26 protein-coding genes, 2 tRNA genes and 1 pseudogene are annotated in these 25,670 nt (G+C 44.7%); 11 read left to right on the top strand and 18 right to left on the bottom strand.

What is annotated here, in order from left to right; genetic code table 11:
* Positions 1 to 41: 41 nt before the first annotated feature.
* Complete coding sequence (gene garR, locus ACM1ND_RS08835) at positions 42 to 935, bottom strand: 2-hydroxy-3-oxopropionate reductase (protein WP_279831319.1); 894 nt, start codon at positions 933 to 935, stop codon at positions 42 to 44.
* A gap of 243 nt (positions 936 to 1,178) precedes the next feature.
* Between garR and ACM1ND_RS08830 the strand changes: the two genes are divergently transcribed.
* A complete protein-coding gene (locus ACM1ND_RS08830) occupies positions 1,179 to 1,799 on the top strand; it encodes a GntR family transcriptional regulator (protein WP_279831321.1) in 621 nt (206 codons plus the stop codon).
* A gap of 88 nt (positions 1,800 to 1,887) precedes the next feature.
* Here the strand turns inward: ACM1ND_RS08830 and ACM1ND_RS08825 are convergent, their stop codons facing one another.
* Positions 1,888 to 2,223, bottom strand: a complete 336-nt coding sequence (locus tag ACM1ND_RS08825) for a carboxymuconolactone decarboxylase family protein (RefSeq protein ID WP_023987946.1) — start codon at positions 2,221 to 2,223, stop codon at positions 1,888 to 1,890.
* A complete protein-coding gene (locus ACM1ND_RS08820; protein WP_023987945.1) occupies positions 2,220 to 2,606 on the bottom strand; it encodes a tautomerase family protein in 387 nt (128 codons plus the stop codon). Before ACM1ND_RS08820 ends, ACM1ND_RS08825 begins: the two co-directional genes overlap by 4 nt.
* A 112-nt stretch (positions 2,607 to 2,718) precedes the next feature.
* Here ACM1ND_RS08820 and ACM1ND_RS08815 point away from each other — a divergent pair, with 112 nt between their 5' ends.
* The gene (locus ACM1ND_RS08815) at positions 2,719 to 3,594 is read left to right on the top strand and encodes a LysR family transcriptional regulator (protein WP_279831326.1); all 876 of its coding nucleotides are present in this window, start codon (positions 2,719 to 2,721) and stop codon (positions 3,592 to 3,594) included.
* Between the two features lie 163 nt (positions 3,595 to 3,757).
* On the opposite strand, the gene ACM1ND_RS08810 is transcribed toward ACM1ND_RS08815, so the two are convergent.
* From ACM1ND_RS08810 to ACM1ND_RS08795, 4 genes and pseudogenes are all read right to left on the bottom strand, one after another.
* Positions 3,758 to 5,686 carry a PTS fructose transporter subunit IIABC gene (locus ACM1ND_RS08810; RefSeq protein ID WP_279831328.1) on the bottom strand — a complete coding sequence of 643 codons (1,929 nt, stop codon included), beginning with the start codon at positions 5,684 to 5,686 and terminating at the stop codon, positions 3,758 to 3,760.
* A gap of 67 nt (positions 5,687 to 5,753) precedes the next feature.
* A complete protein-coding gene (pfkB, locus tag ACM1ND_RS08805; protein ID WP_023987942.1) occupies positions 5,754 to 6,665 on the bottom strand; it encodes a 1-phosphofructokinase in 912 nt (303 codons plus the stop codon).
* Positions 6,666 to 6,667: 2 nt separating this feature from the next.
* On the bottom strand, positions 6,668 to 7,414 hold the full coding sequence (locus ACM1ND_RS08800) for a DeoR/GlpR family DNA-binding transcription regulator (protein ID WP_023987941.1): 747 nt from the start codon (positions 7,412 to 7,414) through the stop codon (positions 6,668 to 6,670).
* Positions 7,415 to 7,764: 350 nt separating this feature from the next.
* Positions 7,765 to 8,296: pseudogene (locus ACM1ND_RS08795) on the bottom strand (O-methyltransferase).
* A 32-nt stretch (positions 8,297 to 8,328) separates the two neighbouring features.
* Between ACM1ND_RS08795 and ACM1ND_RS08790 the strand changes: the two are divergent.
* Positions 8,329 to 8,799 (top strand): LysR family transcriptional regulator, encoded by a 471-nt coding sequence (locus ACM1ND_RS08790; RefSeq protein WP_071558953.1) that lies wholly within the window; start codon positions 8,329 to 8,331, stop codon positions 8,797 to 8,799.
* 89 nt (positions 8,800 to 8,888) lie between these two features.
* On the opposite strand, the gene ACM1ND_RS08785 is transcribed toward ACM1ND_RS08790, so the two are convergent.
* Positions 8,889 to 9,971 (bottom strand): ankyrin repeat domain-containing protein, encoded by a 1,083-nt coding sequence (locus tag ACM1ND_RS08785; RefSeq protein ID WP_418027596.1) that lies wholly within the window; start codon positions 9,969 to 9,971, stop codon positions 8,889 to 8,891.
* 205 nt (positions 9,972 to 10,176) lie between these two features.
* Between ACM1ND_RS08785 and ACM1ND_RS08780 the strand changes: the two genes are divergently transcribed.
* From ACM1ND_RS08780 to ACM1ND_RS08770, 3 genes are all read left to right on the top strand, one after another.
* Complete coding sequence (locus ACM1ND_RS08780; RefSeq protein WP_023987939.1) at positions 10,177 to 10,851, top strand: Crp/Fnr family transcriptional regulator; 675 nt, start codon at positions 10,177 to 10,179, stop codon at positions 10,849 to 10,851.
* 76 nt (positions 10,852 to 10,927) lie between these two features.
* On the top strand, positions 10,928 to 11,740 hold the full coding sequence (locus ACM1ND_RS08775; protein WP_254347943.1) for a DNA alkylation repair protein: 813 nt from the start codon (positions 10,928 to 10,930) through the stop codon (positions 11,738 to 11,740).
* A 90-nt stretch (positions 11,741 to 11,830) separates the two neighbouring features.
* On the top strand, positions 11,831 to 12,241 hold the full coding sequence (locus ACM1ND_RS08770; protein ID WP_254347942.1) for a DUF4183 domain-containing protein: 411 nt from the start codon (positions 11,831 to 11,833) through the stop codon (positions 12,239 to 12,241).
* A 92-nt stretch (positions 12,242 to 12,333) separates the two neighbouring features.
* Here the strand turns inward: ACM1ND_RS08770 and ACM1ND_RS08765 are convergent, their stop codons facing one another.
* The 3 genes from ACM1ND_RS08765 to lpdA all read right to left on the bottom strand — a co-directional run bounded on the left by ACM1ND_RS08765 (position 12,334) and on the right by lpdA (position 17,864).
* A complete protein-coding gene (locus ACM1ND_RS08765; RefSeq protein ID WP_418027595.1) occupies positions 12,334 to 14,028 on the bottom strand; it encodes a methyl-accepting chemotaxis protein in 1,695 nt (564 codons plus the stop codon).
* Between the two features lie 346 nt (positions 14,029 to 14,374).
* On the bottom strand, positions 14,375 to 16,357 hold the full coding sequence (locus ACM1ND_RS08760; protein ID WP_418027594.1) for an ABC transporter substrate-binding protein: 1,983 nt from the start codon (positions 16,355 to 16,357) through the stop codon (positions 14,375 to 14,377).
* A 121-nt stretch (positions 16,358 to 16,478) separates the two neighbouring features.
* Positions 16,479 to 17,864 (bottom strand): dihydrolipoyl dehydrogenase, encoded by a 1,386-nt coding sequence (gene lpdA, locus ACM1ND_RS08755; protein WP_418027593.1) that lies wholly within the window; start codon positions 17,862 to 17,864, stop codon positions 16,479 to 16,481.
* A 196-nt stretch (positions 17,865 to 18,060) separates the two neighbouring features.
* On the opposite strand from lpdA, the gene ACM1ND_RS08750 reads away from it, so the two are divergent.
* The gene (locus ACM1ND_RS08750) at positions 18,061 to 18,627 is read left to right on the top strand and encodes a TetR/AcrR family transcriptional regulator (protein WP_023987933.1); all 567 of its coding nucleotides are present in this window, start codon (positions 18,061 to 18,063) and stop codon (positions 18,625 to 18,627) included.
* Positions 18,628 to 18,770: 143 nt separating this feature from the next.
* Here the strand turns inward: ACM1ND_RS08750 and ACM1ND_RS08745 are convergent, their stop codons facing one another.
* Complete coding sequence (locus ACM1ND_RS08745; protein WP_025719701.1) at positions 18,771 to 19,649, bottom strand: radical SAM/SPASM domain-containing protein; 879 nt, start codon at positions 19,647 to 19,649, stop codon at positions 18,771 to 18,773.
* A 229-nt stretch (positions 19,650 to 19,878) separates the two neighbouring features.
* On the opposite strand from ACM1ND_RS08745, the gene ACM1ND_RS08740 reads away from it, so the two are divergent.
* Genes ACM1ND_RS08740 through ACM1ND_RS08730 form a run of 3 tightly spaced genes read left to right on the top strand, consistent with a single transcriptional unit; the run spans position 19,879 to position 22,303 of the window.
* Positions 19,879 to 20,634, top strand: coding sequence for a MerR family transcriptional regulator (locus ACM1ND_RS08740; RefSeq protein ID WP_023987931.1), 756 nt, complete (start codon positions 19,879 to 19,881; stop codon positions 20,632 to 20,634).
* Positions 20,635 to 20,651: 17 nt separating this feature from the next.
* On the top strand, positions 20,652 to 21,302 hold the full coding sequence (locus ACM1ND_RS08735; protein WP_104411499.1) for a GNAT family N-acetyltransferase: 651 nt from the start codon (positions 20,652 to 20,654) through the stop codon (positions 21,300 to 21,302).
* Positions 21,299 to 22,303, top strand: coding sequence for an alpha/beta hydrolase family protein (locus ACM1ND_RS08730; RefSeq protein WP_076264321.1), 1,005 nt, complete (start codon positions 21,299 to 21,301; stop codon positions 22,301 to 22,303). Before ACM1ND_RS08735 ends, ACM1ND_RS08730 begins: the two co-directional genes overlap by 4 nt.
* 144 nt (positions 22,304 to 22,447) lie before the next feature.
* Here the strand turns inward: ACM1ND_RS08730 and ACM1ND_RS08725 are convergent.
* From ACM1ND_RS08725 to nrdR, 3 genes are all read right to left on the bottom strand, one after another.
* Positions 22,448 to 22,520, bottom strand: a tRNA-Lys gene (locus tag ACM1ND_RS08725).
* 12 nt (positions 22,521 to 22,532) lie between these two features.
* Positions 22,533 to 22,608, bottom strand: a tRNA-Ala gene (locus ACM1ND_RS08720).
* A gap of 130 nt (positions 22,609 to 22,738) precedes the next feature.
* Entirely contained in the window at positions 22,739 to 23,206 is a 468-nt protein-coding gene (nrdR, locus tag ACM1ND_RS08715; RefSeq protein ID WP_013309614.1) for a transcriptional regulator NrdR, read from the bottom strand.
* Between the two features lie 105 nt (positions 23,207 to 23,311).
* On the opposite strand from nrdR, the gene ACM1ND_RS08710 reads away from it, so the two are divergent.
* Positions 23,312 to 23,536, top strand: a complete 225-nt coding sequence (locus ACM1ND_RS08710; protein WP_013309613.1) for an alpha/beta-type small acid-soluble spore protein — start codon at positions 23,312 to 23,314, stop codon at positions 23,534 to 23,536.
* Between the two features lie 119 nt (positions 23,537 to 23,655).
* On the opposite strand, the gene ACM1ND_RS08705 is transcribed toward ACM1ND_RS08710, so the two are convergent.
* From ACM1ND_RS08705 to ACM1ND_RS08695, 3 genes are read right to left on the bottom strand one after another with little or no spacing between them, the layout of a single operon-like run.
* Positions 23,656 to 24,219 (bottom strand): lytic transglycosylase domain-containing protein, encoded by a 564-nt coding sequence (locus tag ACM1ND_RS08705; protein WP_023987928.1) that lies wholly within the window; start codon positions 24,217 to 24,219, stop codon positions 23,656 to 23,658.
* Positions 24,216 to 24,812 (bottom strand): dephospho-CoA kinase, encoded by a 597-nt coding sequence (gene coaE / locus ACM1ND_RS08700; protein WP_023987927.1) that lies wholly within the window; start codon positions 24,810 to 24,812, stop codon positions 24,216 to 24,218. Before coaE ends, ACM1ND_RS08705 begins: the two co-directional genes overlap by 4 nt.
* Positions 24,813 to 24,823: 11 nt before the next feature.
* Positions 24,824 to 25,615 (bottom strand): MntP/YtaF family protein, encoded by a 792-nt coding sequence (locus tag ACM1ND_RS08695; protein ID WP_075154009.1) that lies wholly within the window; start codon positions 25,613 to 25,615, stop codon positions 24,824 to 24,826.
* Between the last annotated feature and the right edge of the window lie 55 nt (positions 25,616 to 25,670).

Genomic DNA, 25,670 nt, shown 5'->3' with positions numbered 1-25,670 from the left:
GTGATCTCCACCTTATTCAAATTCTTGATTAGCATGCTCTACTACTCTGCTTTTACCTGTACGCCTGCGAGTTTTTCAAAATATTGCACGATTCCGCCGTGATCATCCGCCGCTTTACCATCCACTTTGAGTGCGTGGAATATTTCCAGCAGTTGGCTACTAAGTGGCAACGGTACACCGATGTCATGCGCGGTTTCCATAACGTTCGTGATGTCCTTGAGGTTAATATCAATCCGACCCCCAGCTACAAAATTCCGTTGCAAGATCAGAGGAACTTTAGCATCCAGTACCGCACTGCCTGCCAATCCACCGCGAATCGCTTGCACCATTTTTTCAATATTAATTCCCGCCTTGGCTGCAAATACAAGCGCTTCGGACATGGCCGCGATATTCAGGTTCACCATGATCTGGTTAGCCAGCTTTGCCGTTGTGCCGCAGCCGTTATCACCAACCAAGGTGATATCCTGACCCAGCACATGCAGAACATCCAAGACATGCTCAAACACTGATTCTTTGCCACCAACCATAATCGCCAATGTCCCATCAATTGCTTTCGGTTCGCCACCACTGACAGGGGCATCCAGCATGTGCAGACCAGCCTCAACGGCTTTCACCGACAGCTCTTTGGAGACGACTGGAGAAATCGAGCTCATATCAACGATAACGCTTCCAATACTAGCCCCTTTTAAAATCCCGTTCTCACCCAAAATGACTTCTTTCACATGATTGGAATTCGGCAGCATCGTAAAAATGATTTCACTGCGCTCCGCAACTTCCTTCGGGGATGCCGTTGCATGTGCGCCTGACGCAACCAAAGCAGCGACGGTTTCCTGATTAATATCAAATACGGTCAGCTCATAATCCGCTTTCAAAAGATTTAACGACATCGGACGACCCATAATACCTAATCCAATAAATCCAATTTTCTTTGTCATGTTAAAGTCCCTCCATAGCTTTTCAAATTCGATTTCCTATTCAGGTTTTTTAGAAAAACCCATTTGTAAACGCTTTTTATCACATGTAAGCGCTGTTAATTCGTCTTCACATCTGCGATTGTACACAATAAATTCATTTTTGTATACAAAAATTTAAAATTTGTATCAATTTTTATCAAATACATAGGAAAGACATTGTTTAACCTCCATCTTTTCGCTAAAGTAGACGTAGAGGTGAATGACATGCAGTACAGCAGCAATAACTCTCGAACGGCGCACCAGCAATCTTATGAAACACTGCGTGATATGATACTGAACGGAACCATCCCTCAAGGAACCAAGTTGGTTGAGGAAAAGCTTGCCACGCAGCTCGGTGTAAGCCGCACGCCTATCCGTGAATCCATCCGCAAATTGGAGCAGGAAGGGCTTATCGTCAATAAACGTGTAGTCAAGCTATCTGAAACCGACCTGCGCAATACCTTTGAGCTACGGATGCTGCTTGAAGGACATGCGGCGCGCAGCGCGGCTGCCTACTTGTCCGAGACAGAGCTACTGGCTTTGGAGCAATGTGTGGACATCGGGCGTTCCGGCTCGCTGGATGAGGTGATGCAAGCGAACAAAGAGTTTCATGAGATCATTATGAAGGCCAGTAATAATTCGATGATGATTGATTTGTTTAATCGGATGCAATCCGTTATTTATTTATTCCGTCATACGGTCGTCTACTATCATCGTCCCTTTCTGATTGATGAGCACCAGCATATTTGTGAGGCTATCCGCGCACATGACGGCGATACAGCAGAACGGCTGATGAAGGAGCATCTCCAGGCTGATCTGGACTTTTGCCTGCATCTGATCAGATAGTCCTTCGCTTCTCCATTTGTATGCCATGCCAAAAAAACCGCCAAACACTCGGAATCCCTTGTGCTTAGCGGTTTTTTTAGGTTCATGTTTAACTCTCTTTCTCTTTACAAAATACCTCTTTGGCAACCTGAATAGCTGAGGCTGCCCGGGGCCATCCTACATAAAAGGCAAGCTGTGTAATGACCTCAACCAGTTCTTCCTCCGAAATCCCGTTCTCCTTGGCCAGTTTCAGGTGATAAGGGAGTTGATTTACATGCTCACCCGCTACCAATGCGGAGACGGTGATGAGACTCCGTTCTCTGAGAGATAGCTCACTTCTTCTCCATACATCTCCAAAAAGAACATCCTCCGTATAACCTACAAAAGCGGGAGCAAAATCACCGATGGTTTCTCGAACACTCGATTTGATCAATTTATGCTTCATACAATCATCTGGGCAAGTCCGTTGCCAAAGGACCAATCCTCTAATTCAGTCTCTACCAGTGTTACAAATACATCCTCCGGTCTAACCTTACATTCAATAGATAAGAGTTCCGCTAACTTTTGGTAGAAACTCTTTTTTTGTTCCGTAGTTCTACCCGTTCCCATTGTAATTTGAATATACAGCAGCTTATCTGTTCTGGGTACATTCAAATAATCGGGACTATAATAAAACTCGCTTTGCTTATGAGCATGAAAAACCTGAAAGTAATCTTTTTCCGGAACCTGAAAATGTTCGATCAAAGCGTTCATGATACAGCGGCTAATCCAAGGCAGCTCTTGCTCTGTGTATTGCTGCTCCATGTATCCAACTCGTACAAATGGCATGCTCATCTCTCCTATCCGTTGGGATAAGATAATTGTACTCCCCCTTACTTTCATCTGTATAATTGAAAATAATCATAAATATATTCAATTTCACCGATGGAGATGAGCATGCGTGGATCTGAAAGAATTAACTACATTTCGTACCATAATCGAAGAAGGAACGTTTTCAAAAGCTGCTGCCAAATTAAACTACGCTCAGTCTACAGTCACGAGCCAAATCCAGAGGCTAGAGAAAGAGCTGGGATTTCAGCTTTTTAAAAGGGGTTGGGATGCGGAGTTAACGTCCCCAGGCAAACTATATGCCGAGGAGATAGACGGGCTTATTCAGCATTGGAATTTTGTAATGGACCAGGCGAAGTCTCTGAAAAAGGAGGAGATTGGCACGCTTCATATCGGTGTGATTGAAACGGTGGCGGCTACCGTACTGCCCTTGGTTCTGCAGCAGTTTCGAGAGCATAAACCGAAAATTACGTGCCATTTTACAGTTGGAAACACGGATGCACTCGCACATGCTTTGGTGGACGGTAAGCTGGATTTTGCAATCTCCGGGGAACCTCACTCGATTCCTTCCTTACACTTTGAACCCATATATCACGAACACATCGCCTTTATTGTGTCCCGTAATCACCCTTTTGCGGTAAAAAGTGAGCTTCATCTCGAAGATCTGTACGAGTACCCGCTTATCGTCGGAGGTAAGAATTGCTTGTACCATATACGACTGGAAAAAGAACTTTCCCGCTTCCCGTCGATGCCGTTTTTTTATACTGTCAGTCAAATTTCGTCGATCCCCACATTTGTAAAAACGATTCCTTCAGTTGGAGTGGTTCTATCATCAATGCCTATGCAGGAGGAGCTGGTCACCGTCCCCCTCCAGTTAACAGACCCGAATATTCCTATTGGACTCCTACAAAACAACCATCACCAGCAGTATATGTTTTCGGCCCGAAAGCTGTTTATACAGCTGGTTAAGGAGCTTTGTAGGCTATAGCTCCAATGCAATAACTACTAATAAGCTATATAGGCAAAGCCGACACCTTTGCATAAAGAAAAAGCCGCCAAACACTCAGAAACCTGGTGTTTAGCGGCTTTACTATTTTGAAGGCCTAAGGAAATGTGACCCTCTTTTTATTTTTTCACTCCTGTGATACCCGTTATTTCGCTTCGAGCGGTTTTTTCCACAATCCCAGAATGAGCGCGGAAATCACGGAACCAATCGCCACTGCAAGCAAGAACAACAAAGCATGATTGGCAAGAGCTGCTACAAAAATTCCGCCATGTGGAGCTGGAAGATTGATTTGCCAGAACTGCGTCAGACCACCAGCAATCGCTGAACCTACAATACAAGAGGTCAGGACACGCAGAGGATCAGCAGCTGCGAATGGAATGGCTCCTTCCGTAATGAAGGACAATCCAAGTACATAGTTCGTCAAGCCAGACTTGCGCTCTTGCTCAGTAAACTTATTTTTGAAGAACGTCGAAGCTAATGCGATCGCCAACGGAGGTACCATACCACCCGCCATAACAGCCGCCATCATAGCTCCGTTCGTGTTACCACTGGAAGTAAAGACACCGATCGAAAATGCGTAAGCTGCTTTGTTAAAAGGTCCACCCATGTCGATCGACATCATTCCGCCCAGAATCAGACCCAAAATAACTGCATTACCTGTTCCCAAATTGTTCAGAACATTGACAAGCCACGTATTAATACCACCGAAAATCGGATCGAACAGGTAGAACATAATCGCGCCTGAAATTAGGAGTCCAAATACAGGGTATAACAAGATTGGTTTTAAACCATCCAGCGCTTTCGGCAGACCTGCAAAAGCTTTACGCAGGAAGATCACCACATAACCAGCCATGAAACCAGCTGCCAGACCGCCAAGGAAACCTGCATTAGAGTTTACAGCCATCAGACCCCCAACCATACCTGGCATCAGTGCCGGGCGGTCTCCAATGCTCATCGCGATAAATCCGGCCAGTATCGGAATCAGGAAGTGGAACGCACCTGTTCCACCGCCAATTGTCTGCAACAGTTGGAACAATACATTGTCTTCTCCTGCCACTTGTTCAATCAAGAAGGAAATTGCTAACAAAATCCCCCCGCCTACAACGAATGGCAGCATATGAGAAATACCGTTCATTAAATCCTTGTAGATTTTGCTGCCCACGCTGCTCTTCTCCGCTTTCGACTCTTCAGCACTGCCTTTACCTTCACTACGATAAATTGGGGCATCGCCATTCAGCGCTTTGCGGATCAGTTCCTCAGATTTACGGATGCCGTCGCTTACCGGTCTTTGCAATACAGGTTTACCGTCAAATCTGGCCATTTCAACCTTCTTGTCAGCTGCAACGATTACACCTTTGGCACGGCGAATTTCATCCGCTGTCAGTACGTTTTGTGCGCCTTCCGAGCCGTTCGTCTCTACACGGATATTTACACCCATTTCTTTCGCTTTCTTAATGAGAGCATCTTCTGCCATAAACGTGTGTGCAATGCCTGTAGGACAAGCGGTCACTGCAACCACAAATTCGTCAGAATTCGGATTGCCAACGATAACGTCTGGCGTTTGCTGTGCTTTGGCATCCTCTTTCTTAGCCTCTTTTGCTTTCTTGGCAGCTTCTTCTTCCGCCTGCTTGGTATCAAACAGCATAGATACTTCATCCGGTGTTTGCGTTTTCATAAGGTTCCCGATAAAATCGGTATCAATCAACAGCCGGGAAAGGGCAGCCAGTGTGCGAAGATGCGTATTTGCTGCTCCCTCTGGAGCCGCAATCATGAAGAATACTTTCGCCGGCTCACCATCCAACGATTCGAATTCTACGCCTTTACTGCTTTTGGCGAAAACGACGGTCGCTTCATTCACGGCTTTGGTCTTGGCATGCGGCATCGCAATGCCGCCGCCAATTCCAGTGCTGGATTCTGCTTCACGTTTGTAAATCATTTCTTTAAACAAGGCACGGTCATTAATACGTCCACTTGCTTCGAGACGAGCGATGAGCTCCTCAATCGCCTCGTCTTTTGTCGTCGCCTGCAGGTCCATGATCATCGTTTCTTTAATCATCAGGTCTGTTATTCTCATTTTTCACACTCTCCTAAGTTCGATCAGCGTGTCGAGACACGCATAATAAGCTCATGATGCAGCTGGATTACCGTTTTGAAATCGTGACTTGCGGCCGTAATTGTTCAATCTTCTCTCTAGTAGCCAGATCATCGGAGAACGCAGTTGCGCTTCCGGATGCCACTCCTGCACGGAATGCTTCGATCGGATCGCCATGAAGAGCCAGCGTACCCACGAATCCAGCAATCATTGAATCACCTGCGCCTACAGAATTTTTCACCGTTCCTGCTGGTACATTTGCGTGATACACTTCATCTGCCGTAATGAACAAAGCCCCTTCTCCTGCCATGGAAATCAGTACATTTTTTGCACCTGCTTCCAGCAGCTTACGACCGTAAGTGACGATCTCCTCCTTTGAATGAATAGTTACGCCAAACAACTCAGCCAGCTCATGGTGATTCGGCTTGATGAGCAGCGGTTTATGAACCAGTGCCTTCATCAGCGCCTCACCTGTGGTGTCGATGACGAATTCAGCTCCAGTTTGCTGGCATACGCTAATCAGCCGATCATAGAAGTCTCCTCCAAGTGACGGCGGGATACTTCCCGACAAGACGACAATGTCATTTTTCTGGAGTCCCGCCAGCTTTTGCACCAACGCATCGGCCTCTTGCTCACGAATCGCAGGTCCCAAACCGTTAATTTCCGTTTCATCGCCATGCTTGAGCTTAATGTTAATCCGTGTGTCATCTTCGATAATTACAAAATCAGTTTTAATGGATTCTTCCCGCAATGTATCGTCGATAAACCTGCCTGTGAATCCTCCGAGAAAACCAATCGCTGTGCTATCTGCTCCCAACTGGTTCAGTACACGTGATACATTAATTCCCTTACCACCTGGCAGTTTTAAATCACGTTTCATCCGGTTCAAATCACCAAGCTTCAAATCATCAACTTCCACGATATAATCAATGGAAGGGTTCAGCGTTACTGTATATATCATTGTTATCCCTCGATTATCTTAGTTTTCTGAGCGATGGATCGGCGTGACCGTTCTGGCATCGATTCGGTAATAAGTATAGCTTCCTTGAGCTCGAACAGTTTGGCGAAGGTTACTTCTCCAATTTTGCTGGAATCGGCTAACACATACGTTTTGCCAGACAACTGGTGGGCACGCCGCTTGATCAGCGCCTCTTCGGGATCAGGAGTTGTATACCCCATTTCCATATCCACCCCGTTCGTTCCTAGAAAGCACTTGTCGAATCGAAAATTGTCCAAATTTTGTAGGGCAATACTCCCGATTACGGCTTTGGTATGAATTTTCATCATCCCTCCCAGTAGATAGCTTCTGATTCTTTTGCTTACCAGTGCTTCTACGTGGGATAGTCCATTCGTCACGACCGTCACGTCTTTAGCTTCAATGTAAGGAATCATCGCCATCGTTGTTGTTCCCGCATCCAGATAAATACATTCGCCATCCAAAATTTCTTTGGCTGCTATACGGGCCACTGCATTTTTTTCTTGAACGTTTTTGAATGTTTTTTCTTCCATGCCAGGTTCCTGACTTTTCTGATTCAGCAAGGTTGCCCCGCCATGAATCCGCTTGAGCAACTGACGGCCCTCAAGATCTATCAAATCACGCCGAATCGTTGACTCAGAAGCTCCCAACAGATCAGCCAATTCTTGCAACTTTACAACACCACATTCTTGTAAGCGCTGTATTATTAACTTGTATCTTTCTTCCGTCAGCATCATCATTCCCCCAACTGTTCATATCGTACCACAAACTTGACAAAAAACAATCATTTTTCTTCAAAAAGATTCAAAAAAATTCATTTCTAATTCATTTTTTTACAAAATGGTGAATTCCTGATCCAATCATTATGATTGCGTTTACATTTTAAAGAAAATCCATCCACTTTTATGTAAATTCATTCTTCTTACATAGGAATTCAGCAGTAAACGTTCAAAAACGTTCTAAGGCTTCCATCAGTACTATTTTACCATTATGCGCACAATTCGTCCCCATCTTCTCTACTCAGAAAAAAGCTAAACACGAGGACTGATCCCCTTTGTGTTTAGCCAATCGAGACGCTTAGCGTTCAGCCCTTAACGATTCCAATGACGAAACCGTCATACCCCTTGCTCCCCACGGTTTGGATAGCTGTAGCTGTAATTCTTGATTCTTCAGCCAGCATATCATAAAACTTTCTTACTCCCTGCACCTGAGGGTCTGTGCTCAACTTCCTCCTCTTTCATCTGTGCTAACTGCTCCAAAGCTTCTCCCTCCCGAAGTTCCACCATTCCATCCAACTGAGCCAGCGATATATTCGACCGGGCAATTTTAGCATGGATCGGGTTGGCTTCCAGCGTAACTATTTTTCCATCCTTCAGCAACGCCCTTCCCAACCAGATTGTACTGTAGCCTCCCAAAGTACCGATCTCCAGCACGCGTCGCGCTCCCTGCATTTGAGCAAGGATATTTAATAGCTTTCCCTGATTGGGCGATACATCATGCGGAGGTAGTCCCGCCTTTTGGTTAGTAGCCAATACTTGTTCCAAGACAGCATCATGCGGAACGAGACTCTCCGAGATATACTGGTCTACTTGATCCCACGTGTTCGTTTGATTCATTCGCTCCACTCTCCTTTGGATTAACTTACAATTTGATTGTAAATGAATTATTAGGGAGTGTGACACGTGCCTCTGAACTTTTAAATATTAGCCAACCTGCGATTACCGCCCAGATTAAAAAATTTGAAAAAGAAATATCTCTCACACTGCTCATGCCGCTAGGAAGAGGGATTGCCTTAACGGATGCTGGTAAAAAGCTTGCTGTACTCGCCAAACGGCTCTTTGCCGTCGAACAGCAAATCGAACAATTATCTCAAGATTATCGTGATGGAGTCCATGGTCATATCCGGCTAGCAGCTACTTATTTACCGGCTCATTTTCTCATTCCAGCCTGGATTGCAAAATTCAAACAAGAATATGAATATGTAGAACGCGGCGAGCTGTGCCGGGTATATGTAGAAGACATCCAGCTTCTCAATTCAATCGCCATCTGTACCCGCAAGAACGAACCCCTATCTACCGCTACCCTAAATCTCATTCAGCTCATACGTAACCATTCCTGATGAGCATTAGGCATCTGTGTACACTAGCGCTGTATTTTAAAATAACAAGAGCCATGACTGCGTGCATACCGCATTCATGGCTCACCTCGTTATGATAAATATTCCCCCTCAATAATCTTCTCCAGATAATCTTCCGGCTGTGCAAGAAACTCGGCAAAGCTGCACACATCCGCATATTCCTGATGCTCCTCGTCATAATAACCCAGGCACTTCTGCCTCGGATTCCACACCAATATAATATCCGAGTAATTATCTACTTTTAGAGACAGACGCAACAGCTTTTGCCGACCTACCTTCATCTCAACCGTATCTATGAATGAGAAGAACTCAACAAATTGAATATCAAGATCATTTTCTGGCAGGTCCACACGGAGCTGATCCCCCATCAGAAAGGCAACAATCTCCTTTGGAAGCTTGTAGCTTTTCAAAGCATGTCGTTTATTTTCCAGATTATGAAATGCTGGAGGCTCTACAGACTTTAAATACTCAGCCATTTCTACGTTTTTATTACTTAGTGCAATTGTATATGCCCGTTCTCCATCTTTTTCTGCCAGCGTCACATCAGCGCCTTGCTGAACCAAATACTTCACCATCGCAAAATCATTGTTGCGTGCCGCCACTGTCAAAGGCGTGGCTTTATAAGGATATACCATATTAGGGGCATTGAAATTAATATCTACGCCATGTTCCAATAGTAATGCTACTGTTTTCAGGTCATGCTTACTAACTGCGTTGCGGAGTGTTGCTCCAGCATGCTGCTTCATATCGAGGCCCAACTCATGGATAAGCAGCATATTGCTTTTGTTACCGTAGTAAGCTTGCTCATAGGCACCGGATTTGACATGATTTTTCCCGTCCAGCTTGGCGCCATGGGCGACCACATAACTGACAATCTCTTCGGTACCATAGCGAACAGCCGTCAGGAATGCGGGATTATCCTTCACATTAAGTTGAACCCCCTCATCGACCAGTAGCTTCAAGACTTCCATTTGCTCAGTGATGAGTGTAATATCCAATGGACTTAATGTCGTATATTTACTGAGTACGATCCCTTGTTCTATATCCCAGCCTTCGGTCAGCGCTTGGCGTAAAGCGGATATATTGCCTTGAACGATATGCATCGCTCTCTCAGGAAGGACCTCGAAATTGCCTACATCTTTTAATTTAATCATCGTTATTCCCTCGCTCTTTATGTATCTACTATCAAACATGCATATCTATTTTATACCAACCTCCCCTTTACATAAATCCGACAGATTCCCCAAAATTCATTATTCACTCTAGCGCAAACAAGTGAGTAATAGAGGTCAAAATACCTCAGAGAAGCTATAATTGTATTATGATTCTGTATACCCTGTGCAACGAAAAGGAGAACATATGAATAGCATTCAATACCTGTCCCAATTTAATTTGCTTCATAGTCTCTCATTAGAAGATTTAATTGAAATGGACCAAATGACCTCCATTACGACTATAGCGAAAAAAACCTTTATACAAACCCCAGAAACCTTTTCCGAGGGACTTTATTTTGTGAAAAAGGGAAAAGTACGTCTGTATAAGCTAAACGCTGACGGAAAGCAATTTACTTTGGATATCCTCAGCGAAGGAAATGTATTTGGTGAAATGGATATGATTTCACTAGGAACAAGGGATATGTATATAGAAACGATAGAAGAATGCGATATCTGCCGGATGGACAAAGACCGATTCGAGCATTTTTTAATAGAACATCCCCGGTTCATGATGAACATGATCAAGGTGTTAAGTGACCGAATCTCAGGAATGAGCAGTCTGGCCCAGCATTTAGCTTTGGGAAATTTACAGGATAAAATTTTGTATGTTCTTCTGAAATTGTCCGATCAGTTCGCCCTCCAAAGCCGTGAAGAGTATTGCAAAATCAATTTTCCTCTCTCCCATCAGGAAATTGCGAATCTGGTCGGGGCCACCCGTGAGGCTGTAACAACTGCTCTTCAGGAGCTTGTCAAAGAAAAGGTCATTAAAACCGGCTTTAAGACGATTTACATCCATCGCGAAAAGCTAATGAAGTTGTAAACTACATTACATCTATACTCCTACCCAAAAAAGTATCGTATACCTATCAGACAATTTACGATATGGAGTGAATGAAATGTTACACCGAAAAGGGGCCCGCAAAGGGTCAGATATTCCTAATGATGTGCTTCAGCTGCTACAGCAGGGGCGGCTTGAGACGGTGAATCTCACCGAATGGCTGGCTGTCGATCATGTTGTACTATTGCAAAATACTCTTGATGAATTTGGCTTGCAGCGATCATCCGATGTCTTCATGACCGAATTGAATCAGCTGAAGGAAAAGAAGATCATGAAAATGATACCTGCAATCGCGCGAGCGTGGCTTCATGTGTTTGAGCAACAAGCGATAGAAGAACGTATTCGCATCTTTGATGCGATGGCCTCCCATCTTTCAGACAGTATTCGCTGCTGGGCTGCCTACATCATCGGGATTGATCCCCGTTTAAGTGTAAAGGAAAAATTGGCTGGCATTCGCCCCTTTACAGCCGATTCCCATTTCGGAGTACGTGAAATAGCCTGGATGGCCGTGAGAGAATCCATATCCTTGCAACTGCTTGAAGGGCTTGCCCTGTTAGACAGTTGGGTGCGAGATGAGGATGCTAACATACGTCGTTTTGCCATTGAATTAACCCGACCGCAAGGCGTTTGGGCCAAGCACATCCCTGAACTAAAAGAACATCCCGAGCTGGCTCTTCCTCTCTTGGAGGCTGTTCAGTCCGATCCGGCCAAATATGTCCAGGACTCCGTTGGTAATTGGTTGAATGACGCCAGCAAAACCAACCCAGAATGGGTTCTTCAAGTTTGTAATGCATGGCTGATGATTTCGGATACCAAAGAAACGAAGCGAATAGTAACCCGGGCCCAAAGAAGCTTGAACAAAGAGAAATAATTGGAAGACTCCTCCCCCATCCAATCCATATCTAGAATATTCACATAAACTATAATATTTATCTGGAATATTAGGAATGGAGGAATTCCTATGTCTATTATTCGAATCTATCTGGAAGCAGACAGTATCGTATCTGGAAACATTGCTATTACAACAAGTATCAATGTCACTCCAGTGGTTAATCGTTACACAGCTATTGTCGTGCTTGGTAATATATTAGGTGGAGTGACCACTATCCCGGCACAAAATTTCACAAATGATAGTGGTACTTCAGTCGCGGCAAACAGTCTTGTTGTTCCGACCAGTAGCGGATACTACAATGTATTTGTAAATGGGACGTTGCAGCGAGGCGGCTTAACAACGCTTTCTGCTACAAATCTAATTATAAATACAGGCCTGATTGTTGGTGCAACAGTAGTCGTTGAGGTTATTAATTTCAACTCTAGTGCTTCCTCAACCTCTGTCAACAATGTCACAGTAACGACTACCATAAGCGACTGAGAGAAAGCCTTCGTAAAATTACTATAAAAAACCGCCAAACACAGGGTTTACCCTCGTCTTTAGCGGTTTATTTCTCTTTGAACCTCGAATATTTAAATCTTGAAGTTCTCCACAAGCACCTGAAGCTTCTCGGCCAGTGATGAGAGGAGCGCTGCGGAGGATTCCACTTCTTGCATGGCAGCAAGCTGTTGCTCCGAAGAGGCGGACAGGGACTCTGCCCCTTTAACCGTATGGTTAGAGACCATTACGGTATTCTGAATGGCTTCAACGAGCCCTTCAGAGATCAGCGCCAGATCCCGAACTGTGGCTGATATTTGCTCGCTTTGGGAAGACATGTCGGAGATGGAGACTTCAATCTCGGAGAAGGAGCGCCCGGCTGATATGATCAACTCCTTGCCCTGCATCATTTCGTTCGTGGAACGCTTCATAGTTTCTCCTGCCTTGTCCATTTGGGCGATAATCAGACTGATCAGCTCGCTGATTTGTGTGGCAGAATTGGCCGAACGTTCGGCCAATTTGCGGACAGAGCCAGCGACAACGGCAAAGCCCTGACCTTCTTCTCCGGCGCGCGCAGCTTCTATCGCTGCATTCAAAGACAGCAAGTTGGTCTCCTCGGCGATGCTGGCAATGGTGCCGACAATGTTCTCAATCTCCTTGGAGTGGCTGCCAAGCGTATGAATAATGCTTGAGAGATCGCCGATGCTTTCGCTGACAACTCCCATTTGGGAGGTGGTGGAATCCATTGATTCCCGGCCAAGGCGTGCTTTCTGGACATTATCCGCGGCCTTGTTCATTGCGATGTCCGCATTGCCAGCAATATCGCTGATGAAGCGGGACATATCCTGAATAGCTTTATAGCTTCCTTCCAGGTTTTGCAATTGGGTATGCGCCCCATCAGCCAACTCAATCGTAACATTCACGCTATGCTCTCCAGCACGGTTCGTTGCCTGTGCGCTGGCAGACAGCTCTTGAGAGGAAGAAGCGACCAGCATAGAGGTGTCGTTGACCTGAGTAATCAGGTTGCGCAGGTTCATTGTCATATCGTTGAAGTCGCGGGCCAGCGTCCCGATTTCATCCTTGTTTTTGAAGAGAAGCGGTTCATGGGTAAGGTCGCCCTTGGTAATGGTGTTCACAGAGGCTGACAGCTTGGTAAGCGGACTTACCATATGGCGAATCAACAGGTAAACAACAAGGATAGCCACGATGAAAATGGAGCCGCCAATAATAAAGGGCTGAACAATAATATCCAACGTCCGTTCCTGAATTAACGAGCCGTCAAAATTGATGGCCATCAGTGCAACAATGGGCTTGGTGGGATCATGGTCCTGATAAATGGGGCCGTATCCAGTTTTGAGCGAGGTTCCTTCATATGTATAAACCTTGGAATATGCTGAATGTTTCATGGTAGTTATCATTTCTTTGTCTTCGTCTGTAAAGTAGAAAGAATCGCCAGCTTGATAGCCTCTTTGCTTAAAGTTGGCATCGGCGGCCAAAATTTTTCCATCCAAAGAGATAATAAAAGCCTCCTTAAAAATAGGCTTATGGGCTACAATCCAGCCGATCCGGTCTTCAATGGCAGCAAGTTTGCTGTTATCTCCACTGACCAGAGCCGATATATCCGCAGGATCTATAAGGCCAGTCGTAATATTGGCGCAACCCACCAGCTCGATTCCAGCAGCTTCATCCACTTGATGGTAAGCGGTACGATATCCGAAGTATCCAATGGAGGAGCCTACGAGAAGCAATATGATGAGCATCATCCAAGTTAATTTTGTTGCCAGCTTCATTATTTGAACCACCAATCCTGACTCTAATAAATTTTTGTGACAATCCGTTTTCACTGCTACGATTATAGCCTATCAACACTTACTATAATATGGCATTCCAGTGTCGGAAGATGTCGTTTTTTGTGAGAATAGTCACTGTTTTTTGTAAACGAGGATGTTGCAGCGAACGGCAGTCATTAATGGCGTGGTGACGACTACAATAAGCGACTGAGGTGAGTGCCTCTGTTGAATTACGACAAAAAAACTGCTAAACACAGAGGTTTACCCTCGTTTTAGCAGTTTTTTTGTCTATGAATCAAGTGTTTCATCGGTAACGTATTTTCGATTTTTATAGCTGTATTCAGCTTTATTTCTTGTGGGCTAATAAGAGATTAACTATGGTATCCAATTGAAGCTCCAATGAATAAGGATCTTCCATCACAAACTCATCCCCTTTATCGCTAAATGAACCGTACATATAAACCTGTCCTTTTTTTACAGCCGGAAGGCCTTTCCATAGCTCACTATGCAGAATCTGATTAGCCCCTTCATCTTCTGAACCGTATACAAAGATGTGATCTCCCATATACTCGGGTAAAACTTCAAGCGAAATATTTTCAAATCCTTCTTTCATGTTCAATGCCTTTTTGGTAGGTGGCAGCTTTAGCATCTGATAAATGGTCGGACTTCCGTAATTGCCGCCTTTTGCTGCCAAAACATATATCGATTTATTGGCGACTTGTACAATTGAAACCGTCTCTCCGTCTTTAACGATACCTTGAATTTTCGTTCTGGCCTCTGCAGCTTTCTTCTCATATTCAGTAATCCACTGCTCGGCTTCTTTCTGCTTGCCAAAGATTTCGCTAATTCTGCGGAATTTATCCAGCGGTCCCGCTGTAGATTCGCCTTCCCAATACGGCAGGAACACAGTCGTTCCTACCTTTTGGTAGCTGTCGATGTTCTTTTCGATTGAACCGATAATTAAATCCGGTTGCAGAACGGTCAGTTCCTCCAAATCCATAGGAAATTCACCGAGATCCTTGATTCCGGCCAATTTCTCTTTGGGATATCCCGATTGATCAATCCAAGCCTCATTCAGCATAAAGCTTCTGACCCCCACCGGAATAATCCCCAGCTTCAAAAGATGACCCATATACTGATCCGATGCCACTCGTTTCGGGTTTGCAGGTACTTCCACATCGCCTTTTAATGTCTTAACCGTTCTTGTCTGTGCTTGCACTGCCGCTTGTCCATCGCTGTTGGATGATGTCGCTGTATGATTAGCCTTCGTTTGCGAGCTTCCATTTGTATTCGTCGGAGCCGAGCAAGCTCCCAGCATCAATGATAAACACAGCATAATCATCATGGCCGTTATTTTGACTCTTCCGTGCATAAACAAATCTCCTTCCGCGTTATACCGATATTGATAATCAATATCAGTATAACGTGCGAAAGATGTCCGCTGAAGGGCATATTTAAGCATCGTTTGGGGCATATCCTGATCTTGCTTCTGAGCATGATGCTCCCGTTCCTTTTTGAATCGTACGGGAGATAGTCCCTTATATTTCTTGAAGCTGCGACTTAAAGAATGGGCATCTGGATATCCCACACGCTCTGCGATCTCCTGCAAAGTGGCGTCTGTCTGCATTAGCAGTTCTGCCGCTCGATCTGCTCTTACTTGGCCCAAGTAATGAATCGGACTGGTATGCATTTTATTTTTGAACAACCTGGATAAATGTCCAATACTGCATTCTAGCTCCTCTGCAATGGACTCAAGTGCCATAGGCCGACTAAAATGCTCACGAATATAGGCTACAGCCTGCGATACCAGGTCGGGCTTAAGAGGCTCAATGCCCTGCCGATACAACTGCTGCAACAACTCATATACAAATTGTTGAAATAAGGCTTTGACATGCAGTTTGCCAAGTCCGGAAGCTTCACGCCATTCTTGCTCCAACAGCTTCACTTTATCGTACAGAGGCAGTGGGTAATGAGGTGCGAAAGCATACTGGTTCTGAAAAGGATTTTCCTTTTCCAGCAATTGTGCAATCTCTTTGCGGCTAGGCAGGGCCAACGTTGCCTTGTACAAAATGATGTAATATTCAAGCACCTCTTCCGCGAGGATACTCAGGCACATTCCTTTTCCGCCATGCAGTACATGGAAACGCTCTACCCTGTGAATACTGTTATCCAACCGTACCCGTGCGTTTCCACGAACGGCATACAAGAACGCACTGGCAGGAAGTCGATAGGTTCGTAGCTCCTCCCCTTCTTCGATCTTCTTATGACGAACATCCATCACCTGTATAAAAACATGATTCCACAGCAAAATGTGATCATTCAACTTCATTGCTTTTGTTCAGCCCCCGATCTAAACCATCCACGTACCTGCTCACACTCATATTCAAACTATAATATATTATAGTTGATAATTATTCTCACAGGCAATGAAGTGATTTCATACGGAGCCTCTACTTTGGACGATCCATTTTTCTGATCGCATTCTCCGCAGCCTCCATGATTACTTCTCCCAATGTAGGATGGGGATGAATGGTTAGAGCTAAGTCTTCTACGGTTGCTCCCATCTCGATAGCCAGAGCAAGCTCGGAAATGAGTGTTGAAGCTTCGACGCCGACGATTTGCGCCCCCAGTACGATCCCCGACCCCTGCTTTGCTACGATTTTGATGTACCCCTCTGCTGCCCTTAGCGCCAATGCTCTGCCGTTAATTGCAAAGGAAGCTCTGCCAATGACAATCGGTAAGGCTTTTTCCTTTGCTTCTGTTTCACTTAGGCCAACACTAGCCAGCTCTGGTTCAGAAAAGACAACCAACGGCATGGCTTTATAATCCACTTTAGCAGCTTGACCTGCAATCGCTTCTGCCGCAATCTTCGCTTCATAGGAAGCCTTATGGGCAAGGGCTGGACCCTCCGTAATATCTCCAATGGCAAAAATATGCGGAATAGCCGTTCTACACTGCTCGTCTGTCTCGATCAACCCCCTGCTCGTCAGTGGCAAGCCAATGTGCTCCAATCCTAATCTGCCATCCGTATTCGGTTTTCTGCCTACAGTAACTAATACAAACTCAGCGGTGACATGATGCTGCTCTTGATCTTTTGAATAATGCAGCGTAATAGTATCCGTATTATGCACGACTTTTTCGGCTATCGCCCCAGTTACGATGCTTGCACCATCTGTTTTCAATTGCTTAACAACAGGGGCCACAAGGTCCGTCTCAAATCCCGGCAGCACCCGTTCCCCTCCCTCCAGAATCATTACCTTTGTTCCAAATTTGGCATACATTTGTCCAAGCTCAACGCCAATATATCCACCACCTATCACGATCAGGCTGGACGGAACCGCTGGAAGCGAAAGCGCCTCTGTAGAGGACAAAATACGTCCGCCAAACGGAAATGCTTTCAGCTCGATTGGACGGGAGCCGGTTGCCAATATGGCATACTTAAAGGATATCGTTTGTTCCGCTCCATTTTGATTGATGATGGCTGTATGCCCATCAACCAAACTCGCCTCCCCTTCCAGAATGCTCACACCTGCCGTTTTCATTAAAAAGCCAACTCCGCCTGCCTGCTTATTCACAATCCCCTGTTTGAAAGCCTGAGCATTCACGAATGACATCGCTGCATCTGCCTGATTTACCTGCCTGAGTATCTCATAGCGATGTGCTTCGGCAATCAAAGCTTTGGATGGAATGCAGCCCACATTCGTGCACACTCCACCTAGCTGACTGCGTTCAACAATCGCCGTTTTCATTCCAAGCTGAGAAGAACGCAATGCTGCCACATAACCTCCTGGCCCTGATCCAATGACCAGTGTTTCTACAGATTCATGCTTGCTCATAACTAATACCTCCTGTTAAAATGGCATGATTTAAAATATGATGATTATAATATATTATAGTCATCATATTTTAAAAGCGTCAATAGTCTTGATCAGCCTTTCTGAAGTTGTCGTTATAGGAGGACAAATTGACACGTTTTATTATGATGATTATAATATTTTGAAGTTAGCATTATAAACCCGTGGAGTGATTACAATGCCTTATCCAAAAGGCCATAAGATGAAAGTGCGGAGTAAGATCGTTGAAAGTGCTGCCCAAGCTTTCCGTGCCAACGGTATTCAAGATGTAAGTGTGCCCTTTATTATGAAAGGGGCAGGATTAACTCACGGCGGGTTTTATTCACACTTTGATAACAAAGAACAGCTAGTCGCCGAAGCCTGTCGCTATGCCGTCAGTGATACCCTCGCACTGCTTCAGGAGGCCGTTGACCAAGAAAAGCAAGATCCTAAAATTAATGTTGTCATCGATTACTATTTAAGCACCCATCACCGTGATCGAACAGAAATAGGCTGTATTATTCCTGCCCTTTCCGTAGAAATAGCCCGTTCTTCCGAAGAAATCCGGCAGATATTCACGCAGGAGCTGGAAAGAATGATTACGTTTATCTCCAATTTGGGGGGAATGGATCAGTCCAAGGGCAGTGCATTGTTCAGTAGTATGGTTGGTTCTCTTGTGCTTGCACGTTCTGTTAATGATCCTAAACTGAGTGACAGCCTTCTCTCGGCAGGCAAACAGTATGCCAAAGCGCTGGTTAATAGTTGAATGTAAGTATGTTTTACGTATGCAAAAAATCCGCTAAACACCAAGAAATCCTTGATGTTTAGCGGATTTTTCCTAAGAATCTAAACTCAAAACGAAGGTAACGATTTGTCAGAGATTCGAAGTCTCCACCTGCCAAATCTCCGTTATGTTCCAAATCGTTTGCGGTACCCGCATTTTCGGCATAACTCTTCTACCGCTTCTCTCTTAGAGAACCCGAAGTACAGACGGTTTGCACGCTCCCCTTCCACAATGTCGGAAAAAGATTGTTCATGCACGTTACCTAAATTTATGACACCTTCTCCATCCAGACAGCAAGGGACCACCGTTCCATCCACCAATACCGCCGCTTGGCTACGGAGTGCATGGCAAAAGCCTTTTCCGTCATCTTCGGGGGCACTGAGGCTCGGCCATTCAAATTCATGGTCTTGATTCAAATAAACGTTTGGTGCGATTTTGACCCCACTGCCTGGTATCACCTTTTCCTCAATCCGATAGTCCAGTCCAAATTCTTGCTCCAGTCGTTCAAGTGTTTCCCGGTTGCGCTGACGCTGCACATTAGTCAAATTATCTTCAGTCAAGTTCCAGAGACGGAACGAAATAATGACATTGTGTTTCACCGCTTCTCTTACAAACGTGAAAATATTACCCAAATATCCTTCTCGATCCACGGAGCCTTCATGCCCGTCAAAACTGTGGAGAGAGAAGTTCATCTGACGCAGCGCTGGTTGCCCAAGCAGCTTATGTCCGGTCTTCGGCAGCAAGGTACCATTGGTGGTTATATTGACCTTCAAGCCTTTCTCATGAGCACTTTCCAGCAAAAGATCAATTTTCGGATGGAGCAACGGCTCTCCTTTTACATGCAAATAGATGTAATCCGTATGTGGTTTGACCTGATCAAGCACATTTCGAAAGACTTCCGGATCAATAAATTTTTTGACACGCTGTGTTTGAGGACAAAAACTGCATGCGAGATTGCAAATGCTCGTTATCTCAATGTATACCTTTTTAAAAGTTTTCAACATGATTTCCCCATTCTAACCTTCATCCGGAGCATCTTGTTTATGCTCACTAATCTTATGATTATAACGGGTTATCACCGACAGGTAAACTCTCCAGTCTCCCCCTTGGTGTGGGCATCAAATGCTCGACACATACGCCTATCCAAGATTTGATTTGATATTTTCTATTGACCCTAGGTCTGACCTAAGGTTTATAGTGGAGTTATTCAACTATCAGTAAGGAGTCCTGTCATTGAAAGAACACATTACGATCAGCCAGCTTGCTCAGCTCATGAATGTATCTGTACATCAACTGCGATATTTTGAAGAAAAGGGAGTCCTGTATCCATCACATACAGAAGAAAATCAATATCGAATGTACGGGCTTCATGAGATTTATCAGCTTTCGCATATTTTATTATTACGCAAATTAAATGTCCCTGTCGGTCAGATTCAAGAATGTATGACTTCCTATGCTGCCGATGACTATAACCAGCTTTTAGAGCATTCGTTGCAGAAGGTACAGGCCGAAATAGCTAACTTGAAGATGCATGAACAGTTTATTCACAAAGTGTTAGAAGAACATAATAATCGGACCCAGCAGGACGATGAGTATCAGGTCAAACGATTAGCTCCCCGTCATTTAAAGCTATGGTTTGCATTGGAGAATGGTCAAGAGCTCACTGCCGGTAACCTATTTGAACACCGCCCTGCCCCACCTCGATTATTTGAAAATGACCTGCATTACTTGTCTGATGCTGGACAGGCGAAGCTATGTTATGAAACGGCGGATGTGGCTGACTATATTCTGGAAGAGGGCAACTATCTTTATAAGCATCTTTCCGTCATTGAAGAACCAGAGATTGATTATGAAATTAAACAAATGGAACGATATGTAGCTCATCACCAATATAACTGCCAAAGCAAGATTGTTCTAGTAGAAAAATCTTATCTTTCGATGTTCGACAACAACAAGCTGCAATACGAAATTCAGGTTAAAGTAGAATAAATCTTGGAGGGCGTTAAATGAGTGCAAAATCCTTTGACATTGTCGCATACCAGAAACAAGACCATGAAGCTGTTTGCAGTCTTTTAGTCGAATCGTTTAAAGCAAAATTCCAATCTCTTGTTACACTGGAGGAGCAAGATATACAGAAGTTGTTAATGCAGGTTTGGGTTCAAAATCCTTATTCTTCATCTATGAAACAATTTGTAGCCAAAGAGAACGAAGATGTTGTCGGTGTTCTTTCCCTCAAATGGAAGGCACCCTCCTCTTCACTTCCTGAAACAAATCCCATTTCTTTAGCTCCGCTCCTAAAACAGTTTGGTTGCTTCAATGTATTTAAATTTTTGACAGGTATGCATGCGCTGGAGTATACCCCCGCTGCAAATGAGTGTTACATTGATCATTTGGCAATTCGTTCAAGTCATCGTAACCAGGGAATAGGGCGCCGTCTTCTAGCTTTCGCACAGCAATTTACGGTTGAATCTGGGTTTCATGCATTGACGCTTCATGTAGCGCATAAGAACCAAGGGGCTATCCGTTTGTATCACAAACTGGCGTTTGAAGTAGAACAATCCAAGTATAATGGGTTACGGCATTTTTGGTTCAAGGAGCCTGTATGGTATCTGATGAGTTGGAAAGAGAACCTGCATTCGAGGAGAGAGCATCGTTGAAAAAAACATTCAAGCTTACTTTTGGTATTGCGGCAACTCTGGCTGTTGCCTTGATACTAATTGTTCTATATCAAAATTCCTACAAGATGACAGAAGAAAAAATACAAATTAAGACACCTAAAGGGCTGTTAACAGGTACATTAGCTTTGCCTAAGAACTACTCGGGAAAGGTTGGATTGGTTGTTTTTGTCCATGGGGATGGTCCTATTAATGACACATATGATGATGGATACAAACCACTGTGGGAAAAGTTCGCTTCCAAGGGTTATGCCTCCCTGTCACTGAATAAGCCCGGTATTAACAGCGCTCCTGGCAATTGGCTCGACCAAAGCATGGAGGACCGCGCACAGGAGATCCGATATGCAATAGACTGGGCAAGAAGCTTACCGATGATTGATAAGCAAAAAATCGGCCTATGGGGAGCCAGTCAAGCAGGATGGGTCATTCCGAAGATCGTTAAAGAGGAGCATGGTATTGCATTCAGCATCCTTGTATCGCCTGCCGTGAACTGGATTTCCCAAGGACAATTTAATACCAGAAAAGAAATGGAACAAGAAGGAGCTACTCCGCAAGAAATTCAAAAGACATTGAACTACGATCAAGAAGTTCTACAGTTACTGAAAAAGCATGCTTCTTATGAAGAATATCTAGGCATAGCCGATCCTGACGATATGATTTCCAAAGAAAGATGGAGCTTTATAGGCAAAAATTTTCTGTCTGATTCCACCGAAGAATTAAGTCACTTCCATTCTCCTGTACTCTTGGTTCTGGCTGGCAAAGATATTAATGTTGATGTAAAGGATACCGAGCGAGTCTATCGCCAGAAAATACCTCCAGAACTGCTGTCCGTGATTCATTTACCTGAAGCCGACCATTCCATGATGGATGAAAAAATCGCGCGTTCAAAATCTCTAACTTTCTTAACAGCCGTATTCGCCCCAAGAAAATTGGTGAATGGTGAGTATCTCAAATCCCTTTCCGATTATGTCAGTCAGCGTTAAACAATGATGTTCTTTTTTGCCATACTTCTTTTGATATGCTAATGAAAAAATGCTAATGAAAACCCCATAACTGTTCTCGGTTAGACTGGGAATAGATCTATAAACAACAAAAAAACGGCATCTCTGCCGTTTTTTCTAAAAGGATGGACTCTCAGGGACTCGAACCCTGGACCAATTGATTAAGAGTCAACTGCTCTACCAACTGAGCTAAGAGTCCATAATAAAAGTTTGGTGGAGCCTAGGGGGATCGAACCCCTGACCTCATCGCTGCCAGCGATGCGCTCTCCCAGCTGAGCTAAGGCCCCATCATAAGTAAGTTAATCAACGTTTCAAGCGACTTCTATATCATATAAAATTTTTATTCCTGTGTCAATACTTTTATAAAAAAAATATAATCATCTTCCCACCTTGACCCAAGAAAGATACAGTCAGCGATCAGTCGCTGGCTGTATCTTTAGATAACAATGTTTTCAGTTCCTTCATAAACATATTGATGTCTTTAAACTGACGATAGACGGACGCAAAACGTACGTAGGCGACTTCATCCACTGGGTAAAGCTGTTCCATGACCAGCTCCCCGATCTGCTGACTATCGACTTCTGTGGCTGCTGTGTTGCGGATAGCGTTCTCCACCTGGGATACGATCATATCCAATTGCTCGACGGATACTGGGCGCTTCTCACAGGCTCGAATGAGACCGCGCAGCATTTTATCACGACTAAACTCTTCACGGCTGCCGTCTTTTTTGATGACCATGAGTGGGGTTTCCTCCACCATTTCAAAGGTGGTAAAACGCCTGGCACACTGCTCACATTCACGGCGGCGACGGATGGACTTGTTATCATTCGCAGGTCGCGAATCCAACACTTTTGTGCCATTGTAGGCACAATACGGACATTTCATAATCTCACCACTTTCTTTTTCCAATAAATTCCCGAAGATTTTTAGTAATAATTTTGTCAAAACGGATCATAATATGTTTACCACATCGCGAGGAGGTGAACAACAATGGCACAAGGAAACAATGGCAACTCCAACAATCTGGTAGTCAGCAGATCCTCCGGCGCTCTGGAGCAAATGAAATATGAGATCGCTCAAGAGCTGGGTATCAGCATTCCTCAAGATGGATACCAAGGTAACATGACTTCCTATGAGAACGGTTCGATCGGGGGCTACATCACAAAACGCCTCGTAACGATCGCCGAACAACAATTGGCAGGTCAATACCAATAATCGCGGTAATAATGCAGAAATAACAAGAAAAAGTGTATGGACGGGCTGCTAAAAACAGCCTGTCCTGCGCTTTTTTTCATTTTAAAGCGAAAAGGCTCATCATGTCATTAACTTGTCTTTTAAAAATCATTATAAATTTTCGTGTATTGCCTGTAGTAATAAATGACCCGCTGTACATAATGTCGTGTCTCACCAAAAGGGATTTGCTTAATGGACTCTTCTTTTCCATCCCACACTCCCTTATCGAGCCACTCTTGAACTTTACCCGGCCCTGCATTGTAAGCAGCTACGATTGCTACAGGATTATCCTGAAACTTCATGGATAGGTTATGCAAATACCAGGTTCCCAGCTCTATATTGGTACCAGGCTCGTGCTTGACACTGTCTAGCGGAACCTTTTGAATCTGGGCGCTGTCCATAATCCAATTTGCTGTATTCGGCATAATCTGCATCAACCCCAGTGCACCCTTATGCGATTGCTTACTGGTTTTAAAATTGGTTTCTACGCGGATAATAGACGCCACCAAAAATGGGTCCACTTCATACGTTTGTGAATACTGCCGAATCTCATCCTTATATTGAATCGGATAGAACCAGGACATCCAATTTGAATTGAGGAACAGAATCAGGACAAACCCGACAAACAAAGTGAGCAGGACTCTTTTCTTTCGCAAAATATTCATGCAAGTCCCTTCCGCTGCCAAAATTGATCAATTTGTCGTTTCGTCTCAGACTGTGTTCCGCTATTATCGATAACGATATCGGCCAAGTTTTTCTTTTGTTCAATATCCATTTGTGCGGACAGCCGAAGTCCAGCTTGTTCCTCCGTCAGACCGTCTCTGAGCATCAGACGCTGAAGCTGAATATCACGTGGTACGTACACAACCATAATTTCCTCGTACAAGCTCTCCAGCCCGGACTCGTACATTAACGGGATATCTGCCAAAACAAGCTTGTCCGGCTGTTCCCGTTCATATGCTTCCATACGCAGTCGCATTTCCTCACGAATAGCAGGATGTGTAATATCGTTAAGTGCCTGCCGCTGGGCAGGGTCTCCGAATACAATCTCACCCAGTTTTTTGCGGTGCAGGGTTCCGTCACTGTTCACTATAGCTTGTCCAAAATGCTGTATGACCGCCGCCAGCACCGGATGCCCCGGAAGCATCACTTCCCGGGCAATGGCATCTGCGTCGATCAGCAGCGCACCTTTGGCGACCAAAAGAGCCGACACGGTGCTTTTTCCGGTAGCAATACCTCCGGTTAATCCGATATTCATGCTCTTTCACCTCATAACAGCTTCAATATGCCCATCATAATCAGTAATAATGCCGGCAATACACCCAGCGCCTTCATAAATCGAAATGCTGATAGAAAGAAGCCTGCCTTCATCCCTGCAATCAAAAATGTTCCACTGAATAACGTAATAGCCAGCGCAGTAGACAGTGGCTGAAAACCAAGCATAGCTGCCCCTAATCCCGCTCCGAACGCATCGACCGATAATGCAATACCCAGCCAAACCGCTTCGGTAGCAGATATACTGCCAGAACGGTCCATATCCGCAGCAGACGGGCTTCGAAGAATCCGAATAACAAGTCCCCATTTGCGGAACTCCAGAGAAAATAGCGTTCGCTCCTGCTGCTCTACAGAAGCTTCTGCCGACAGATCTTTTCTTGAGCTAAGGAAAGCCTCTGTATCAGCATCCTCTATACTCTTCTTCTCTCCAAGAACAGATCTGCTCACTGGATCAGTCTGTTCTGTAAGAAGCAGCCCCCGAGAGGCCTCCGCTGAATCCTCTAGCGAATCCTCTTTGCGGTGCAGAGCTTGAAACAAAGAGTAACAGCCGATACAGATCAGGATGACAGCGCCGAAAACGGTCGTATATACAGGAGACAGGACACGAGATAGTAATGCGCCCAATTGCATGGATATGCCAATCACCAAACCTGAACATACGGAGATGATAGCAATCGACAACAGTGGAATTTTCATTTTGCGCAGACCATATGTAACACCGACTCCGAAACTGTCCAAACTTAGCGCAAATGCCAGTAACAGCAGGGCTCCCCAATGATTAGCCACTCCAATTCCCTCCCATTGCGAAGGCAGGGCCTTATAACAACCGAAACCCTCCGCA

It is taken from the genome of Paenibacillus sp. JJ1722, from assembly GCF_048282685.1.
Taxonomy (GTDB): domain Bacteria; phylum Bacillota; class Bacilli; order Paenibacillales; family Paenibacillaceae; genus Paenibacillus; species Paenibacillus polymyxa_B.
This window is presented reverse-complemented; position numbering and strand designations above follow the sequence as displayed.